Origin of the sequence: Agrobacterium sp. FDAARGOS_525, assembly GCF_003938925.1 — a bacterium.
GTDB lineage: Bacteria > Pseudomonadota > Alphaproteobacteria > Rhizobiales > Rhizobiaceae > Agrobacterium > Agrobacterium pusense.
Genome location: NZ_RKIU01000003.1, coordinates 1,292,837 through 1,309,596, shown reverse-complemented (window position 1 = coordinate 1,309,596; position 16,760 = coordinate 1,292,837). Strand labels below are relative to the sequence as shown.

General features: G+C 62.8%; 19 protein-coding genes. 10 read left to right on the top strand and 9 right to left on the bottom strand.

The features are described 5' to 3' along the window. Positions 1 to 148: 148 nt before the first annotated feature. The 7 genes from EGT36_RS07575 to EGT36_RS07545 form a co-directional block, all read right to left on the bottom strand. A complete protein-coding gene (locus EGT36_RS07575) occupies positions 149 to 1,654 on the bottom strand; it encodes a DUF3363 domain-containing protein (protein ID WP_502697444.1) in 1,506 nt (501 codons plus the stop codon). 763 nt (positions 1,655 to 2,417) lie between these two features. Beyond that, positions 2,418 to 3,458 carry a lytic transglycosylase domain-containing protein gene (locus EGT36_RS07570; protein ID WP_125270205.1) on the bottom strand — a complete coding sequence of 347 codons (1,041 nt, stop codon included), beginning with the start codon at positions 3,456 to 3,458 and terminating at the stop codon, positions 2,418 to 2,420. Between the two features lie 4 nt (positions 3,459 to 3,462). Next, complete coding sequence (locus EGT36_RS07565; protein ID WP_125270204.1) at positions 3,463 to 3,798, bottom strand: DUF736 domain-containing protein; 336 nt, start codon at positions 3,796 to 3,798, stop codon at positions 3,463 to 3,465. 67 nt (positions 3,799 to 3,865) lie between these two features. Beyond that, positions 3,866 to 4,411 (bottom strand): S26 family signal peptidase, encoded by a 546-nt coding sequence (locus EGT36_RS07560; RefSeq protein WP_125270203.1) that lies wholly within the window; start codon positions 4,409 to 4,411, stop codon positions 3,866 to 3,868. After that, the gene (locus EGT36_RS07555) at positions 4,408 to 4,926 is read right to left on the bottom strand and encodes a DUF2840 domain-containing protein (protein WP_125270202.1); all 519 of its coding nucleotides are present in this window, start codon (positions 4,924 to 4,926) and stop codon (positions 4,408 to 4,410) included. The genes EGT36_RS07560 and EGT36_RS07555 overlap by 4 nt, the downstream gene beginning before the upstream one ends. After that, positions 4,923 to 6,047 (bottom strand): replication initiator protein A, encoded by a 1,125-nt coding sequence (locus tag EGT36_RS07550; protein ID WP_125270201.1) that lies wholly within the window; start codon positions 6,045 to 6,047, stop codon positions 4,923 to 4,925. Before EGT36_RS07550 ends, EGT36_RS07555 begins: the two co-directional genes overlap by 4 nt. Continuing rightward, positions 6,048 to 6,317 carry a helix-turn-helix transcriptional regulator gene (locus EGT36_RS07545; protein WP_172965628.1) on the bottom strand — a complete coding sequence of 90 codons (270 nt, stop codon included), beginning with the start codon at positions 6,315 to 6,317 and terminating at the stop codon, positions 6,048 to 6,050. Positions 6,318 to 6,786: 469 nt separating this feature from the next. Here EGT36_RS07545 and EGT36_RS07540 point away from each other — a divergent pair, with 469 nt between their 5' ends. Then, positions 6,787 to 7,074, top strand: coding sequence for a DNA -binding domain-containing protein (locus tag EGT36_RS07540; RefSeq protein WP_125270200.1), 288 nt, complete (start codon positions 6,787 to 6,789; stop codon positions 7,072 to 7,074). 14 nt (positions 7,075 to 7,088) lie between these two features. Here the strand turns inward: EGT36_RS07540 and EGT36_RS07535 are convergent, their stop codons facing one another. Together EGT36_RS07535 and EGT36_RS30980 are read right to left on the bottom strand one after the other, a co-directional pair. Then, the gene (locus tag EGT36_RS07535) at positions 7,089 to 7,418 is read right to left on the bottom strand and encodes a DUF2285 domain-containing protein (RefSeq protein WP_432803854.1); all 330 of its coding nucleotides are present in this window, start codon (positions 7,416 to 7,418) and stop codon (positions 7,089 to 7,091) included. A 256-nt stretch (positions 7,419 to 7,674) separates the two neighbouring features. Next, complete coding sequence (locus EGT36_RS30980; protein WP_125270199.1) at positions 7,675 to 7,872, bottom strand: transcriptional regulator domain-containing protein; 198 nt, start codon at positions 7,870 to 7,872, stop codon at positions 7,675 to 7,677. Positions 7,873 to 8,518: 646 nt separating this feature from the next. Between EGT36_RS30980 and EGT36_RS07525 the strand changes: the two genes are divergently transcribed. From EGT36_RS07525 to EGT36_RS07485, 9 genes are all read left to right on the top strand, one after another. Beyond that, positions 8,519 to 8,947, top strand: a complete 429-nt coding sequence (locus EGT36_RS07525; RefSeq protein WP_125270198.1) for a carboxymuconolactone decarboxylase family protein — start codon at positions 8,519 to 8,521, stop codon at positions 8,945 to 8,947. Position 8,948: 1 nt separating this feature from the next. Next, positions 8,949 to 9,836, top strand: coding sequence for an RNA polymerase sigma factor SigJ (gene sigJ / locus EGT36_RS07520; RefSeq protein WP_172965627.1), 888 nt, complete (start codon positions 8,949 to 8,951; stop codon positions 9,834 to 9,836). Then, positions 9,833 to 11,272, top strand: coding sequence for an MFS transporter (locus EGT36_RS07515; RefSeq protein WP_125270197.1), 1,440 nt, complete (start codon positions 9,833 to 9,835; stop codon positions 11,270 to 11,272). The genes sigJ and EGT36_RS07515 overlap by 4 nt, the downstream gene beginning before the upstream one ends. A gap of 94 nt (positions 11,273 to 11,366) precedes the next feature. After that, positions 11,367 to 11,900: a GNAT family N-acetyltransferase gene (locus EGT36_RS07510; RefSeq protein ID WP_125270196.1), complete on the top strand. Its 534-nt coding sequence runs from the start codon at positions 11,367 to 11,369 to the stop codon at positions 11,898 to 11,900. Positions 11,901 to 11,994: 94 nt separating this feature from the next. Continuing rightward, entirely contained in the window at positions 11,995 to 12,648 is a 654-nt protein-coding gene (locus EGT36_RS07505) for a hypothetical protein (protein ID WP_125270195.1), read from the top strand. A gap of 213 nt (positions 12,649 to 12,861) precedes the next feature. Then, complete coding sequence (locus EGT36_RS07500; RefSeq protein WP_125270194.1) at positions 12,862 to 13,476, top strand: glutathione S-transferase family protein; 615 nt, start codon at positions 12,862 to 12,864, stop codon at positions 13,474 to 13,476. Positions 13,477 to 13,529: 53 nt separating this feature from the next. Then, a complete protein-coding gene (locus EGT36_RS07495; protein WP_125270193.1) occupies positions 13,530 to 15,587 on the top strand; it encodes a 2Fe-2S iron-sulfur cluster-binding protein in 2,058 nt (685 codons plus the stop codon). 196 nt (positions 15,588 to 15,783) lie between these two features. Continuing rightward, entirely contained in the window at positions 15,784 to 16,248 is a 465-nt protein-coding gene (locus tag EGT36_RS07490; RefSeq protein WP_125270192.1) for a nuclear transport factor 2 family protein, read from the top strand. A gap of 130 nt (positions 16,249 to 16,378) precedes the next feature. Continuing rightward, a complete protein-coding gene (locus EGT36_RS07485; protein ID WP_245507881.1) occupies positions 16,379 to 16,705 on the top strand; it encodes a hypothetical protein in 327 nt (108 codons plus the stop codon). Positions 16,706 to 16,760 lie beyond the last annotated feature (55 nt).

The following is a 16,760-nucleotide window of genomic DNA, read 5'->3' as shown; positions in this document are numbered from 1 at the left end:
ACCTCGCGGATACCAAGCTGAAAACAGTGCTGATCCGCTTCGCCCTCATTCTAGGCAGAACGCCATCTGGCGACTGATTAGACAAACTGCCATCGTGACGCGGAGCAGGTTGCCAGCCTCGGCGAGCAAGCGGTGGGGCGCATGCGCGTCAAAGCCCCAATCCTCTTTGTCGTCCCAATTGCCACGATACCGAACCGGCCTGCATAACACCCGTGATCTCGCGGCTGAGGTGTCGGTCTATGACCGGCCGCCAGGGGACCAGCGTGAATTCATGGCTCTGCTCGACCACGGCGAACTTGCCGCTCGATAGCTGGACGGTCCCGGTGAACTTCCCACTGACGGTCTCGCCATCGCTCGCGGCACGAAACGGAAGGTTTTTGGTCGCGGCCATCTCGCCGCCGATGCGCTCGATCTCCCGCGCACGCAGCGTGGCGAGGAGATTGCGCCGGTAGAGCGTGCCGCCGTTCGGGCCGGGCGACGCATCGCCGTGATCGATGTGATGCTGGCGGCGACGATCCATCGCCTCGCACACCTGCTGGCCGAAGCCCGTCGGTGCAAGGTCGGAAGCATCCGGCGTCACCAGCCGCCGGTCGAGCCAGGTCGCGCCGTCCGCGCCGATCTGCTGTTCGAGCCGGGCGGCCGAGAGGATGCGGATATTGGTCTGCCGGTTGCGGCCCGCGTCATAGGCGGCGGCGCGGCTCTCGAAGTCCCCGGGGATGCGCCACTGGTCGGCGTCGATCCGCTCGGCGATGCCGGCCCGGCGCAGAGCTTCGAGCCGGCGCACATGCGCATCGACATAGCCCTCATAGTCGCCGCCCGGCACGCGGCCCTCGAACTTCGCCTGTTCGATATGGCGGCTCGGCCGATAGACGCCACCCTCGGCGATGCCGGCGATGGCGCGGTCGGATGGCCGCTGCGCCGTCTCGGCCGGGCCGATCTCGACGACGCTGCCGATCCGCGCATCCTCGACGCGAGCCGGGTCGATGCCGGCGATATGGTGGGTGCGCCCGTCCACGCCGTCGACCACGACGGTCAGGTTCTCGCCCAGCTCGTCGGTCAGATATTTGTCGACGACGCGGCCGGTGATCGGGACTTCGGGCGCGGCGTCGTGAATCTGGAACGTTATCGGATCTCGCTCCAGCCCGTCGGCCTTCAGCGCCTTGTGCATGTTGCGGATGATGTCGCCGCGCTCGCCCATCTCGCGCAGCGCCGGTTCCATCCGCTCGCTCAATTCCCAGACACCGGGCGCGTGCTCGGTGGCGAGACCCATCTTCTCCAGCTTGCCGAGACGGCGCAGGCGCAGCGTCCTGTCGAACTGGCGGCGATGATCGGCCGGCTCGTGGCGCAGGTCGAGGAAGCGGCCCTCGGCTTCCCCGGCCATGGCGCGGTCGACGCGGGTGAAGCGGTCCTGGCCGATCTCGGCCGAGAGCTTGCGGCTCTGCTCGATCTCGGTGACGGGGCCGAGTTCGAGCGTCGCCAGATCGCTCGCCCGCTCGCGGATGCCGTTGGCGAGATAGTCGCCGTTGATGACGAGGTTTTCGCCCAGCTCGTCCTTGCCGCGCACGATGACATGGACATGCGGATGGCCGGTGTTGTGGTGATTGACCGCGACCCAATCGAGCCTTGTGCCGAGATCGGTTTCGACCTGAGCCATGAGGTCGCGGGTATAGGCGGTGAGGTCCGAAAGCTCCGCGCCGTCCTCGGGCGAAACGATGAAGCGGAACTGGTGGCGATCGTCCGCGCCGCGTTCGACGAAGGCAGCCCCATCGGCGCGATCGTCGGTCGCCGAATAGAGCTGACCGCGCTCGCCATCGCGCGAGCTGCCGTCACGCTGGATGTAGCGGATATGGGCGGCGGATTTTCCGTTCTTGCCGGCGCCCTGGACGTAGCGGGTTTTGACCACGACGCGACGCTGGCCGGGGCTGCTGTGCTTCCATCCACCCGACAGGGTGCGGGCGCGCACAAAGGCCGCGCCACGCCCCCGTTTCAGGCCCGGCCCGCCGCTCGTCCGCGAAGCCTTGCCGCCCTTGGCCGACACCTGCGATCTGCCGCGCTGCGACGATGATGCCGGCGACCGCGACGGGCTGTTGCTCTGCTGGCGAACGATCTTCTTGGCCTGCGTGAGAAAGCTCTTGGTCTTGCCGAGCTTGGGCGCATCGTTGCGGACGCGGCCGGGCCTCGGGCGGAAGCGAAACTCCTCGTCGTCGCTCAAACCCGCGCCTCCGGCCCGAAGACGCGAAAACGGCGAAAAAGGCCCGATTTCGGGCTATGGTGCCGCTCGAAACCCTGCAACGCCAAGGCTTTGCGCGTCATCGCGGCACGCGAGGGCCTAAACCAAGGTGCCGTCAGCGCCGCCCCAAAACAGTGTGCAGACAAGGGCTTGCCCTGAAACCGCCGCCGCATGGTGCCGGTTTCCTTTATCTTGCCCTCCGCCTTCTCTGACCTTTCCGCCCTTCCGACCGGGAATGCAGCCAGGCGCGACCCTGCCTGACTGCACACCGGAACCAGCGCGAACAGACGTGGGAACGCCATCCCCATGGCGCTCTCCCGTCGTCGGCCCGCGCGACGAACATGCTGCCGTCACGCGGCTCCGCATCGCGGCGCTCGCGCACCGGAACGGTCGGGCGAGCGTCGCCTGATGTGCCGATAGTCTGCACCGGATCGGCGCTGCGCCTGTCGCTCGGACGCATGACGAAGAGCGGCGCATCGCGCCAATCGGGCGGCGGTGCGGATTGCTTCTCCGGTGCTCCGGCTGCGACCGAGCTACCGAGCGCCGGAGCGAGCGCGGCGACATAGGCGCGGGTCTCGGCCGGCAGCGGACGACCTGTCGCCCGATGCTCGTCATAGCGGCCGGGACCGGCATTGTAGGCGGCGAGCATCGCCGCGACAGTGCCGTAGCGATCCCACATCTCGCGCAGATAGGCGGTGCCTGCGAGGATGTTGTCACGCGGATCGTAGGGGTCGCGGCCGAGGCGGTAGCGGACGCGCAGGCCTGCCCAGGTATCGGGCATGACCTGCATCAGCCCAATCGCTCCCGCCGACGAGATCGCGCGCGCATCGCCCGCGCTTTCGGCGCGCAGCACGGCACGAATCCAGTGTTCGGGAATGCCGAAGCGCTGTGACGCCTCGGCGATATGGCCGCCATGCGTAGCGGCGGCGACTGTGCGCGCGACCGGCGCGGATTGCGCCAGGGTCGTCGCCGGTCCCGCGCCGAGCGCGAGCGCGCTAGCGGTCAGGATGACGGCATAGCGCCGTGCCCGCCTTTCTCCGCCGAACCGCCAGCCTGCCAGCGTGCTCGCTGCGGTCAAGGGTGCGCGCGAAGCGCCGGCCGCGGGCCGCCCTTGACCTTCGCTCCGCGCGCCGGCCGACTTGTGGTCGAGCGGGATGAAGGAATGAGACGGCTTTCCCGCGAACAAAGGAATACGAGCTTTGAGCGCGATGGTGGCACGGGACCGCATGGCCTTAGTCCCGCTCTTCGCGCGGTTTGAGGCGCGTCCAGTGCAGCGACCATGACGATCCTTCATCGTCGTCGCGAAACAGGTTGGCGCGGATCGGCTGCGGCAAGGCGGGATCGTCAAGCAGGACGGAGAGATATTCACCGGCCTTCTCGCCGGTGCGTTTCCACGCCGCGCCGATCTCTGGGCCGTCAAGGGCGATGAGATGGACGCGATAGTCCGGCGCGTTCTCCGCGTCGGAATGTTCAGCGGGAACGATGACGAATTCGCGCTTGAGGGTGAGCGTGACGAGCTCGCCGGTGAAGCCGGATGCGTCGCGATGGAATTGACCGATCTGCGGCATGACTATCTCCATGCGGTGGTGTTGGGAAAGCCATCGGCGAGCACCGCTCCCGTCGATGGGGAAGCGGTCAGTGGGTCGGCGCGCGCCAGACGAAGCGGCCGTCGCCGTCTTCGTCGGTCCAGAGCGGCAGCACGCGGCCAATGACGGCGCTGGCCGGAATGGGGCCGAAGTAGCGGCCGTCGAGGCTGTTGGGGACGTCCCAATTCATGAGGAAGAGCTGGCCATCGGCTATGACGCGACAGCCCTGCCAGACCGGCAGCTCCCGTCCTAAACGGTCGCGGGCGAGCGCCGAGCCGATGGCGGTTCCGTCGATCAGAATGTCGCGGCCGATCCGACAGACCTGTTGCCCAGGAAGACCGACGACGCGCTTCAGAAGCGGTACGCCGCGCCCGACATAGCCGCGCTCGACTATGAATCCGGCGAGCGGTTCGGGTGGCATCACCGCGACCAGCTCGGGCACGGCGAGCCGATCAGGCGGTTCGATCGTGTAGAAGCCGACCGGCGCGCTGGCGGTGACGTTCCAGAGGAGCCTCAATGGCATGTCCGCGACGCTGGTGGCGGCGATGCCGGTGACGGCGAGCAGCGCCACCGCGAGGGTTAGGCGGCGGCTCATGGATCAATCCTCCGGCGGCCGATCCATGCGGCATGGCGCTCGGGCGTGTAGGCGGCCGGCTCCAGCCCGGCGCTGAGCCGGTTGTGGACGTGCCGCCAGTGATCGGGGGATGCGTCGGCCGGATCGAGGCCCAGCGCTTCCACGGCGTCGATCGCGGCGAGCGCGCGCTGCACCTTCGGCCAGCCGTCGAGACGCAACAGGATCTCGCCACCGGGGCGAACGAAGGGCAGCGTCTGGAACGGCTCGCCGCGGCCGATGGCGCGCACGATGTCGATGCGCGAGATGATCGTGCCATGCTCGCCGGCCGCCCAGCGGACGAAGGCGAAGATGCTGCCCGGCGCGAAGCCGACGACGCTGCGGCGACGGTCGAGGATTTGTTCGTAGACTTTGCGGCCGAAGCGTATCCAGTGCTCGACCCTGCGTTTCTCGAAGGTCAGCTCGACGAGCGTGGTGAACGGCGCTAGCCCGTCCGGCAGCGGACGGCCATGCGCGCGATGGGAGGCTTTGCCGCTCATGACCGGCCTCCATGGCGGTCGTCGTCGGCGAGCATGTCTCGCAGCACGTCGGCGATGGAGCGGGCGGCACCGGCACCACGCCTCGTGCGCGGGTGCGTCAAAGAAGAAAAGTTAGATTCTCTGTTAGACTCTAAGTTAGCAGTCGGATTCCGCGTTTCGGGCCAAAGGCTTAACTGGGGTCCGTGCGCCCGAAATCCCGATAGCGCTGCGCCCGAAGTCCCGATACCCTTTGCGCCCGAAGTCACGAGTGTTTCCACAGCGTTGTCCACAGGCACTGTGGACGGATCGAGTGGCCGGATTTGCAGCAGCTCGCGGCGGCCTTCGCGGTAGATTTCGAGGCGGTAGCCGAGCAGCGATTGCCTGGCGGCGATGCGGCGCAGGTCGAGCGCGAAATCGGAAATCCGCGCGAGGCTGCCCGACTTCTGGTGAAGATGGGCGACCTCGAACAGCCAGCCGTGCGGCTGGTGGCCGGCGTGCTTTCGGGCAACGCGATAGAGCCAGCGTTCGATGCCGCCGGTCAGCCGGAAATAGGCCGGGTCGATCGCCAAAACCAACGAACGGTCGGCGACGCCGCGATAGAACCAGTCCGGCAGGACGAACTCCATGCCCTCGACACGGCCGTCGCGGGTGGTCAGCTCCTCCCATTCGTTGATCCAGGAGAATTGATGCCGCCGCCAATGCTCGCCTTGCCGGATCGTCGTGCGGATCGACGTCGATTGCAGGCGGATCAGCGCGTTCTTCAGCAGGCGATATTCGCGCGCGCCGGTGGCGCGGCCGATCGCCACGAGAAGCTGATAGGGCGTGAAGCGGAAGAAGCGCGAGGTGGTGAGGCCGTAGTTCTCGGCCGCCACGATCTGCGAGGCGGCCCAGATCAGCACGTCGGCGTCCCAGATGGTCGCCATGCCATATTCGGCCATGCCGAAGACCTCGACGCGCACACCAGCGGATTCGTAGAGGATCGGCGCGGTTCGCTTGGCCTTGGCGAGCGAGAAGAAGGGCCGCTCCATCAGGTCGCGCTGATCGCGAGGGGCGGCGTCGCCGGTTGCGACCACGAAGGGGGCCAGGTGGTTGCGCTCGCTCGCCTCAGTCGGCTGCGCGGGGCTATTATCGTCGTGCAGCATTCAGCACTTGCCCCGCTCTTCGGGCGTCAGCGGACGCGCGGGGAAAACTGTGCCGACATTGGTGTCGCGGGTGGATTTGCGGATGCCGATGTCGGCCCACTCTTCCAGATCGCGGATCGCATAGAGGACGCGGCCGCCGATCTTGCGATAGGTCGGGCCGGTCCCGTAGGTGCGATGTTTCTCAAGGGTGCGGATGGACAGGCCGAGGAAACGCGCGGCTTCCTGAGTGCGCAGCAGGCGCGGCGGCATATCCGCATTGCGGATGGCCATGGATCACCTCCAGGTTCGTCGTTGATGCGCGCTGCCGTGATGGCTGCGGGCTACGGCGAACGATGGCGGCGGACCGGCGACGTGTAGCGTGCCGCATTTGCGCATACGCGCTGGCGGCACCCCTTGAAGGCCGTCGCAAAGCGAAGAAGTTGAGAGAATTCAGCGGCTCGCTGCCGGCCGTATGGATTCGGTCAAGACATTGCAGCGTGTTTCGGATATGACTGTGAGCGGAGCAGAGACGCGCTGCTCCGGGGCTTAGTAACCCCTGGTTAGCGGTTGGTGTCGGCCGTGACGGCACCACACTCCTTGACCTATGGTCGGGGAGCCTGTGGCGTATGCAACAGGTTCACCGAACTAAAGGCCATAGGGCCGTCTAACCACGGTTACTAACTCCCCGATCACCAAGAGTCAGAGAGGATGTTTGCGGGGGCGCACCGCAGACGAAACCTTCCCTATATGGGGATTGCTTATGCAAACGCCTGTTGAACTTGATCCCGATGTAGACGACCAAGCGCCAAGCGGAGGTGACATTACGCCTTATGATGAACGGCACTACGTCACCTATTTGCGCCTTCTGGACGCGCAGGCAGCAGGTGCGGATTGGCAGGAAGTCGCTCGGCTCGTGCTGCATCGCGATCCTATCAGCGACGGGGCACGGACGCGGCAATGTTGGGAAAGCCATCTCGCGCGAGCCCAATGGCTAACGAATACGGGATACCGTCGTATTTTAGAGCAGGCGGTCGCGGCCAAGCGTTGATCACTGCCGACGAATTATCGAGCGGGCGATTTGATAGGATAATGCAGCAACAGGCGATAGCCGCCCCGCATCATGTTCAGGCCATGCGCTACCAGGCGGCGAGCCTGGTTCTTGCGTGGATCAATCTCCCAATCCTCCTTGGTGCCTCGAAACCCAAGCAAGACTTCGGCGATGGTTCGATAGCTTTCGCTTCGTAATCGAGCGTCGAGGGCTCGCAAGGATCGAGTATGAAACCGGCGCAATTGTGCTGGCATGGTGCGAAAATCTGGCCCAGGATCTCGCCCATTAAGTGATCGCCAAAATCGGCGAGCAGCATGAGCACGAAGCTCCATATAAGGGTCCATCGGAAGCGATACGGCATAGAACGCTGCCGCATCAGGCAGGGACTGAGGCAGCCAGAACTGGTGTGTGACGCCATCCACATTCCAAAGGCCATGCCAACCGTCCACTGCATACCGGAGGTCGAGACCGGGCAGATGGGTCAACCTCACGATTGGTTCTGTCTCCCCGGTCTCAGGCGGCGCCGGCAACAGGCGGATCGCTTGTGGTTGAAGGATTGGAATCCAGAACAAGGACTGTCGGTCAGGAGGGATTTCAGGGTTACACGGGAAATCGCAAACCCCATCGCCGCGAGAATGTTTCCAGCTCCTCCGCAGTCGGCTCCGGCTTTCGCGTTATACTCTGGAAATCACGATGATAGTCCTCGTGACGGCGGAGATACTCCCAGGCAAAGCCGGCAGGGGGAATAGCTTTTGCGTGCCCGTAAGTCGCCGGGGCACGCCAATCGACGCTTAGCATGGCGTACCCTCTCTACTCGCGGGCGAACGATACTGCGCCCTGACAGAGAGATTCCGAGACTATGGAAATTTAGAATAGCCTGAATAAAGAAGAACGTTGTTCGCGCAAGCGGAACGCTTGCCCACCGATGATTTCTTTTTGCGCAACATTGATTTTAATAGAAATAAATATATCCTCTTGGCAATCATTGATTGTAAACTCTAAAATAAAGAATGCCAGATCTGAATTTTCAGGATATTGCTCGGCTCAACTGGATTGTTGCCGTTCGGCTTCTCCTGCGGTCCCGCTTGATGGGCTGTTCGCCAATAACTGACTTTTTGTCGGTGACGTCGCAATCGTCTGACGTTCCGACTCGAAGGGAATGTCGTCTGCACGGTGGCGAAGAGGAACGATTGATAGCGATGCTTCGCTCTCGGCGACGCGTTCCTCGATCGCCAAGAATCAGATCCTGCAGTGACCAGGCGGACACTCGCTGTGGTATCGTAGCGAGCCGACCAGATTTTGTAAATTCAGCGGCATACGTCTGAACATCCGCGGACAGTGGCTACGCGGGGCAGATCGTGAACCGCATATTTTTGGAGGTGCACGTCACAAACTGCCTTTGTGGATCGTCATAGGGATGTAACGCTCACTATAGGATGCGACTATGACGAATAAGCCCGTAAATCATTACAAGAATGTACCCAATGTCTTCGTTGCGCTGGAAAAAGTGCACGTTGCTATCGATGAACATGGTCTGGACCGGATGTTACACCATCTCGTCCAGCTCCGTGCATCCCAGCTTAACGGCTGTGCTTATTGCGTGAAGATGCACACGAAGGAAGCCAGAGACGACGGCGAGACCAATGAGCGGCTTGATCGCTTGGTGGTTTGGGATCATGTGAGCGACTTTTCCGCCAAGGAACGCGCCGCTCTTGCATGGACGGAAGCGCTGACCCAGATCGAACGCAAGACCGACTATGGCGCGCTGCGCGCCGAACTGCGCGCGCACTTCAGCGATGCCGAGATCAGCGCGCTCACGACCACTGTTGCGATGATCAATCTGTGGAATCGCATTCAAGTGTCTGCGCACTGACATGGGGGGCGACGCAGACATTTTCGAGACCCGGCGGCCGTTTCTGACTGGTTTGGCTTACCGTATTCTCGGCTCATTCGCGGAAGCGGAAGATGCTGTTCAGGACACATGGCTGAAGTGGCGAAGCGCTGAGCACGGGGCTGTTTCCGATCCCGCGGCTTGGCTGACCACCGCCTGTACGCGCCGTTGCATCGATATGCTGCGCTCGGCGCGCCGCACGCGGATTGACTATGTAGGCGCGTGGCTGCCGGAGCCGATCCAGACGATGACCGAGGAAACGCCGGAAAGCGTAGTGGAACTGTCCGGATCACTCTCTCTCGCCTTCCTGCTCATGCTGGAGCGTCTCGCCCCAAAGGAACGGGCGGCTTTTCTCCTGCGCGAGATCTTCGACCAGTCCTACGAGGATGTCGCCGCTACGCTAGGCGTCCGGGAGGCGGCCTGCCGCAAGCTGGTTTCACGCGCGCGCAGTCGTGTCGGGCGTGCAGAACCGGGTGCGACCGTGCCAAAGGAGCGACAGGACGAACTGCTCGCAGCTTTTCAGACAGCGGTCACGACTGGAATGACCACGGAACTCGCGGCGCTGATGGCAGAGGACATCGAGCTTCGGGCCGATGGCGGCGGCAAGGCCCCAACCTTGCTCATGCCCCTGTTCGGCAAGACGGACGTGCTCAATTTCCTGGGCGAAGCCCTTCATGGCTACTGGCAGGGTTACAGATGGCAGCCCGCCGACATCAACGGTAACCGTGGAGCGCTTGTCTTCGACGGTGCGAACATCGCCGCATCTGTCAGCCTCGCCTGCGACGCGCGAGGTTCACTGAAAGGCGTCTACATCATGCGCAATCCCGACAAACTCGCGCGTCTCGGCGGGGCAGAAAAGACTCTTCAATGACGAGGACGGACACGATTTCAACCGCGCCAGGCTGGGGCGATCTGCTTTCCGGCGGCAACCTGATCCGCTCCCTCGCGTTGAGCGGCGGGGTCGCCCTTCATGCGGTCAACCTCTACATTTCGACAACGATCCTGCCATCCATCGTCCGTGAGATCGGCGGATTGGACTACTACGCCTGGAACACGACGCTGTTTGTCATCGCGTCGATCCTAGGCGCAGCGCTATCCTCTCCACTCCTTGTCCGCGGAGGGCCGAGGGGCAGCTATCTCGTGGCCACGGTCATCTTTATTGGCGGTACGCTGGTATGCGCCACTGCCAGCACGATGGAAATCATGCTGGTCGGGCGGTTCATCCAGGGCTTCGGTGGCGGCGTATTGCTGGCGCTGGCCTATGCCATGGTCCGCCGGGTCTTCGCGGAACCGCTGTGGCCCCGCGCATTGGCGCTTCTGTCCAGCATGTGGGGCATTGCAACCCTTCTCGGTCCAGCGGTCGGTGGAATCTTCGCCGAGATCGGCCTGTGGCGCGGCGCATTCTTCTTCCTGGTTCCGCTTGCGGGGATCGTTGCTCTCGCGGCAGTCCTCGTCCTACCGGCACGCGAGGAGGGATCGGGTGAGATGGAGCCGCTGCCTGTCGTGCAGCTTGCTCTGCTGACGCTCGCCGTCTTTGCCGCGTCCTGGGGCGGCGTCGGCGCCGGGATATCGTCAACGGCTGGCGCAATGACGGTGGCTCTGGTTCTGGTCGCACTTATGGTCGTGGCCGAGCGTCGGGCGAAGCACAGACTGCTCCCGGCCGGCACGCTCACACTACCCACAGCGCTCGGCAGCCTCTACGCTGCGTCCGCGCTTCTGGCTGTCACGGTCACCTGCACCGAGATCTTCCTGCCGCTCTTCCTGCAGGAGTTGCATGGCAGCTCGCCTCTTCAAGCCGGCTACATCGCCGCCGTTATGTCAGCGGGTTGGACTGCGGCGGCAATCTATGGGTCCGGGCTTCAGGGTAATCGCCGCATCAGGGCGGTGCACGCAGGGCCGGTTCTATCTCTTGTCTCCATGGGTGTGCTCGGTGTCGTCATACCCTGGCCGAGTGTGGACAGCGATTGGCTTCCACTCACCCTCATCTGTGCAGCTCTGGTGATCGGCGGAGTAGGCGTCGGCCTTTCCTATCCGCATCTGTCGACTGCTGTGCTGCAGGTGGCGCCAGAGGGCGAGGAAGACAATGCGGCCTCTTCCATCATGACGGTGCAGCTTTGCGCCACGGCATTCGGAGCGGCCTTCGCGGGTCTGGTGGTCAATCTTGCGGGGGCGAGCGGCGATGGTGACGGCATGGACACGGCCAATGCGGCCAGGTGGCTCTGCATCGCCATGGCGGTGGCTCCGGCGCTCTGCCTTGTCGTCATGAATAGTGCGTCGTTCAGGCAGGCAACTGACAGGTGTCGGTAAGACCTGCTGGAGAACGCGCCTGTGCGCACGTGAGTTGCGAAAACGTTCCAACAACTCATTTGAAGCGCGTTCAAGCAACCAGGGAGACATATCTATGCAGTTGGAAGAAGTGGCTTTCCTGAAGCCAAATACAGACCTGCTCAATCGCCTGCTGCCGGTCGCACGAGGCGTATTTACCGACACTTTCTCGCAGCGCTACGAGCCAGCCGCGTTCGAGCGTTTTTGTGAGGAAGTGTATCGTCCCGGCGGGACCATGTCGCGGGACTTCAACGCGCCTGGCGTGCGCTGGCTGGTGGGGGTGGCCGCAGGTCAGCCGATCGGCTATGCGAAACTGACCCCGCTCCGCGCGCCTGCCGTTAATCCGGATCCGACAGCGTTGGAGCTGCAGCAACTTTACGTCGTGCGGCAGTGGCATGGTACCGGCGTTGCTGATCGCCTGACGAGTTGGGCTCTCGAAACCGCAGCTACCGAGAATGCACGCGAAGTTTACCTGACGGTCTTTGATCACAACGAGCGTGCCAAGCGATTCTACGCTCGTTACGGCTTTGAAGAGGTAGGACGATGCACGTTTCAGCTCGGCGATCGTGTGGACGACGATCGAATTTGGCGTGTGCGCTTGCCCCGATAGCCTATCGGGTTGCTGTGTCCTTAAAGTCTCTTTGAACGACCGCTAAGTGGGAGCGATAGCCGTGCCCCCCTGCTCAGCATGGAGAGTTAGTCAGATGGCATTTACTCAACCAATCAAGGATGTTGGCGCGTTGACCGACTTCGGGCGGCAGCAGCTTTCCGAACATTTCTTTATGCGCGAGATGTTGTATTCGGAGGTCGGTAATTTTTACGGAATTCCGAATGTTCCCGACGATCCTGAGCTTGCCTTGCAGGTGGGGCGTGCGGTCGCAACGCGGCTGCTGGAGCCGCTAAAACGCGCGTTCGGCCATGTGTCGGTGCGCAGCGGTTACCGCTCTCCAACCCTGAATGCCTTCTGTAACGAACGTTTTCGAGCGGGAGACACCGCCTGCTGGTGTACAGACAATGATCTGAATGCTGCACGCCACATTTGGGACCGGCGCGACAGCGATGGGCATCTTGGCGGAACCGTAACCGTTTTCATCCCGGCCTATCTCGAATTTTACAGGAAAACCGAAGACTACCGACCTCTCGCGTGGTGGATTCGCGATCACATAGACGACTATGCCGAGCTGTTCTTCTTTAAGAACCTCTGCGCATTCAACATCCGTTGGTATGAAGGGGCTTCGGACAAGGCGATCTGGCATCTCGATCCGCCAACGCGCAATATACTGACCAAACGGGGTATCGACGGGTTTGATGGAGACCACAGTCGGTTCTACCGCTCAATCCTCGACACGCGTGAATAGGAACACTTTCGTATCATTGCGTATCGTTGTCAGGGGAGCGGATCAGCGTGCGCTGTATGCGCTACCTGTTTTCCCGAGTGGTACAGAAGTTCGATTATTGCGACCCACGTAATAATGAAGTGCCAATTTTGGTCGTTCTGCCTGAACATCGTCTGTAGCACCTTGCAACTGCGGATCGGGAATAGACCCGGACGACACTCGCAGGAGCGCAGAATGAAGCTTTATCACCATCCGCTGTCGGGCCATTCTCACCGGGCACGGCTCTTCCTTTCGCTGCTCGGCCTGTCTCATGACCTGGTCGAAGTCGATCTCAAGTCGGGCGCACACAAGAAGACGGACTTCCTCGAAATGAACCCGTTCGGCCAAGTCCCCGTCCTCGATGACGATGGTGTCTTCATTTCCGATTCCAACGCGATCCTGGTCTATCTTGCGAAGAAGGCCGCTCGCACCGATTGGCTACCGGAAGATGCGAAGGGTGCTGCCCTCATCCAGCGCTGGCTGTCGGTTGCCGCCGGCGAAATCGCCTATGGCCCGGCCGCCGCGCGACTGATCACGGTCTTCGGCGCCAAGTTCAATCCGGAAGAAGTCATCAATCGCGCGCACACGGTACTGGGCAGAATGGAAAGCCAGCTCAGCGATCGCGACTGGCTGGTTGGCGACCGCCCGACGATCGCAGACGTCGCCATCTACAGCTATGTGGCACGCGCGCCCGAAGGAAACGTCGATCTTTCGGACTACCCGGCCGTCGGCGCCTTCCTCCGCCGTGTGGAAGCGCTGCCGGGTTTTGTGGATTTCGTCCGCACGCCGGTCGGCCTCGCAGCAGCCTGAATGCGATCGGAGCGCGCCTGCCCGCGCGCTCTGCCACTCCTGGAGGGCGGGACATGCACGACAAGACACTGCCGACATGGCACGAAGGCGAAAGGCTTCTTCAGGAGAAGGTGGGCGTCGTCGAGCGCATGGCCGTCGTCGGCCAGCGCGTCGTCCGCGGCTACATGCCCGACCAGCATCGCGACTTCTACGCCCAACTCCCCTTCATCGTGCTCGGCAGTGTCGATTCCAGGGATGACGCGTGGGCGACCTTCATCGAGGGGCGCCCCGGCTTCATGTCCTCTCCTTCGCCGACCGCGCTCGACATTGCGGCGCCAAAGGACGCAACCGACCCGGCCAGCGAGGGCATTGCGGACGGCAAGCCCGTCGGTCTGCTCGGCATCGAGATGCACACCCGTCGGCGCAATCGCATGAACGGGTTCGTTTCCGCGATGAAGGACGGCTTTCGCGTCAATGTCGACCAGAGCTTCGGAAACTGTCCACGCTATATCCAACTGCGTGATTTCGCATTCACTCGCGAACCCGGGCAGGCATTCACGGGCACCATAGAGAACCTTCCCGAATTCGACGGCCCGGCCCGTGCCATGATCAGAAGCGCCGACGCCTTCTTCGTCGCATCCTATGTCGACCGCGAAGACAGGCGGCAGGTGGATGTCTCCCATCGTGGCGGAAATGCCGGTTTCGTCCGTGTCGGGGATGACGGGACGCTGACGATCCCGGACTTCGACGGCAACCTGTTCTTCGCGACGCTCGGCAACATCCTGCTGAACGGCAAGGCGGGGCTCCTTTTCGTGGACTTCACGACAGGCGATATGCTGCAAACGACCGGTGACGCCGAGGTCATTCTGGACTCCCCCGAGATCGCTGCCTTTCAGGGGGCCGAACGACTCTGGGCGTTCAAGCCCCGGCGGATCGTCCGCCGCGCCAATGCCCTGGCTATGTGTTGGGGCTTCCAAAAGGACGGTTGGTCCCCAAGTACCCTGATGACGGGCAACTGGGCGCAGGCAGCCGACCGGCTGCGCGCGGCTGAACTTGCCAGACAGTGGCGCCCGCTGACTGTTACCAGGATCGTCAAGGAAAGCGAAACGATCCGCTCGTTCCACCTGCAGCCAGGCGATGACGCGGGACTTCTGCCGCATGCCGCCGGGCAACACCTGCCGATTCGCGTGACGCCGCCAGGCCGCGAAAAGCCCGTGATCCGCACCTACTCGCTTTCCGTCGCGCCCTCGGACGGCATCTACCGCATAAGTGTCAAGCGGAACGGACTGGTATCGCAGTTTCTGCATGACAGCGTTGCCGTCGGCGACATAATCGAGGCGCGAGCACCCGCCGGCGGCTTCACCATCGACGCCCGGGCGACACGCCCGGCCGTGCTCGTTGCCGGCGGCGTCGGGATTACGCCACTGCTCGCGATGCTCCGTCACATTGTCTACGAAGGGCTTCGCACGCAGCGCGTTCGTCCCGCCACGCTGTTCCATGCCGCGCGTTCAAAGGCCGAGCGTCCCTTCGAAAAGGAAATAGCCGAACTTGCCGACGCGACGAAAGGCGTGATGCGCGTTGTTCGGGTCCTGAGCGACACCGACGGCGCCGAAATGGGCATCGACTACGATACCGTCGGCAGGATCGACATGGCGCTGCTGACCCGCCACTTGCCGTTCAACGACTACGACTTCTATCTCTGCGGCCCGCCGCAGTTCACCCAGGCGCTTTACGACGGGCTTCGGGGCTACAATATCGCTGACGACCGCATTCATGCCGAGACGTTCGGCCCCTCGTCTCTGAAGAGAGACTCTGACTCGGCCGCGCCTGCGCCGGTTCCGGCCCGCCCACCGCCATCAACCCGACCCGTGCCTGTCGTGTTCACGAACTCGCTGAAGGAGGCGCGCTGGATGCCCGATTCCGGCTCGCTGCTGGAACTGGCGGAAGCGCGCGGCCTCGAACCCGAGTTCAGTTGCCGCGCGGGAACCTGCGGCACATGCCGCACCAAGCTGATCAAGGGCAAGGTGACCTATGTGAAGGAGCCGACCGCGGCGATCGACGAAGGCGAGATCCTGCTCTGCTGCGCCGTCCCTGCAGACGCGGTCCGCGGCGGTATCCAGTTGGCGGTCTGAGGACGGGCATTACTGCGTCACGCGCAATAGTACCTTCCTCGTTTTCGACGTTCAGCCTCAGGCGCTGCGGCATCATTCTGCACATACGGGAGCCGCGTCTCTCACAACCGCCAAGAAGTTACAGATGTCACGCATGACGGTGACGTCATCGCGCCACCCCTTCCCTTTTCTTTACAGCAACCCGAGGAGTTGAATGATGTCTCGTCCCCCGCTTCCCCCGTTCACCGAACGGAGTGCCATCGAAAAGATCCGCCTCGCGGAAGATGGCTGGAACAGTCGCGATCCCGCAAAGGTCGCTCTCGCCTATACCCTGGACACACGATGGCGCAACCGCGCCGAATTCGTGACCAACCGTGCAGAAGCGCAAGCCTTCCTGACCCGCAAGTGGAACAAGGAACTAGAATACCGCCTGATCAAGGAGCTCTGGGCCTTCACAGGAAACCGGATCGCAGTGCGCTACGCCTACGAGTACCGCGATGACAGCGGCCAATGGTTCCGCGCCTATGGCAACGAGAACTGGGAATTCGCCGAGGACGGCCTGATGCGGACCCGCCATGCCAGCATTAACGAACATCCGATCACCGAGGCCGATCGCAAGTTTCACTGGCCGCTTGGCCGCCGGCCGGACGATCACCCCGGCCTGAGCGACTTCGGCTTTTAAAGCAATTCCAGCAAAAGTGCGAAACGGTCTCGCCTACGGAATTTCACTAAAACAAAGAGTTAGAGTGTTTTCGCGATTCAAGGAAAAGCGGAAATTCTCTGGATCACGGTCCACGTTTGGGAGATAGACCATGACCGGGTTCAAGCTCGACGAGCGCATCCGACTGCCGGTGGAACTCGCGCTCACTGCGACTAGCAACGATCCTCTCCTGCTGCGAAAACAGGAAGAATCCGCGCGCGCCATAGGCATGACGGGTGCAGAGATCGACGTCGCACGAAGGGGGTTCAGCTTCGATGTCAAGACTTCGATGGCGATAGCCCTGGCGCTGGCGGTTTGTGAAGAAAACCGTCAGCGCGCCCTTCGCACAGGCCTGTGTGCGCGAAGCTGCGCGGAAATCGAGAAGATGGCTGCGGCATTCCGGCAGTCGGGCTCCCGACCCACGGCCGGTTTCACATGAAGACTTGCTGCCTTGCCTACGACATCCCTACTATCGTCTCGAGCGCCGGGAAGAA

Coding starts and splice junctions, on each gene's coding strand:
- EGT36_RS07575 (WP_502697444.1), bottom strand. CDS start 1,654: ATGGCTCAGGTCGAAACCGATCTCGGCACAAGGCTCGATTGGGTCGCG.
- EGT36_RS07570 (WP_125270205.1), bottom strand. CDS start 3,458: ATGCGGTCCCGTGCCACCATCGCGCTCAAAGCTCGTATTCCTTTGTTC.
- EGT36_RS07565 (WP_125270204.1), bottom strand. CDS start 3,798: ATGCCGCAGATCGGTCAATTCCATCGCGACGCATCCGGCTTCACCGGC.
- EGT36_RS07560 (WP_125270203.1), bottom strand. CDS start 4,411: ATGAGCCGCCGCCTAACCCTCGCGGTGGCGCTGCTCGCCGTCACCGGC.
- EGT36_RS07555 (WP_125270202.1), bottom strand. CDS start 4,926: ATGAGCGGCAAAGCCTCCCATCGCGCGCATGGCCGTCCGCTGCCGGAC.
- EGT36_RS07550 (WP_125270201.1), bottom strand. CDS start 6,047: ATGCTGCACGACGATAATAGCCCCGCGCAGCCGACTGAGGCGAGCGAG.
- EGT36_RS07545 (WP_172965628.1), bottom strand. CDS start 6,317: ATGGCCATCCGCAATGCGGATATGCCGCCGCGCCTGCTGCGCACTCAG.
- EGT36_RS07540 (WP_125270200.1), top strand. CDS start 6,787: ATGCAAACGCCTGTTGAACTTGATCCCGATGTAGACGACCAAGCGCCA.
- EGT36_RS07535 (WP_432803854.1), bottom strand. CDS start 7,418: ATGGACCCTTATATGGAGCTTCGTGCTCATGCTGCTCGCCGATTTTGG.
- EGT36_RS30980 (WP_125270199.1), bottom strand. CDS start 7,872: ATGCTAAGCGTCGATTGGCGTGCCCCGGCGACTTACGGGCACGCAAAA.
- EGT36_RS07525 (WP_125270198.1), top strand. CDS start 8,519: ATGACGAATAAGCCCGTAAATCATTACAAGAATGTACCCAATGTCTTC.
- sigJ (WP_172965627.1), top strand. CDS start 8,949: ATGGGGGGCGACGCAGACATTTTCGAGACCCGGCGGCCGTTTCTGACT.
- EGT36_RS07515 (WP_125270197.1), top strand. CDS start 9,833: ATGACGAGGACGGACACGATTTCAACCGCGCCAGGCTGGGGCGATCTG.
- EGT36_RS07510 (WP_125270196.1), top strand. CDS start 11,367: ATGCAGTTGGAAGAAGTGGCTTTCCTGAAGCCAAATACAGACCTGCTC.
- EGT36_RS07505 (WP_125270195.1), top strand. CDS start 11,995: ATGGCATTTACTCAACCAATCAAGGATGTTGGCGCGTTGACCGACTTC.
- EGT36_RS07500 (WP_125270194.1), top strand. CDS start 12,862: ATGAAGCTTTATCACCATCCGCTGTCGGGCCATTCTCACCGGGCACGG.
- EGT36_RS07495 (WP_125270193.1), top strand. CDS start 13,530: ATGCACGACAAGACACTGCCGACATGGCACGAAGGCGAAAGGCTTCTT.
- EGT36_RS07490 (WP_125270192.1), top strand. CDS start 15,784: ATGTCTCGTCCCCCGCTTCCCCCGTTCACCGAACGGAGTGCCATCGAA.
- EGT36_RS07485 (WP_245507881.1), top strand. CDS start 16,379: ATGACCGGGTTCAAGCTCGACGAGCGCATCCGACTGCCGGTGGAACTC.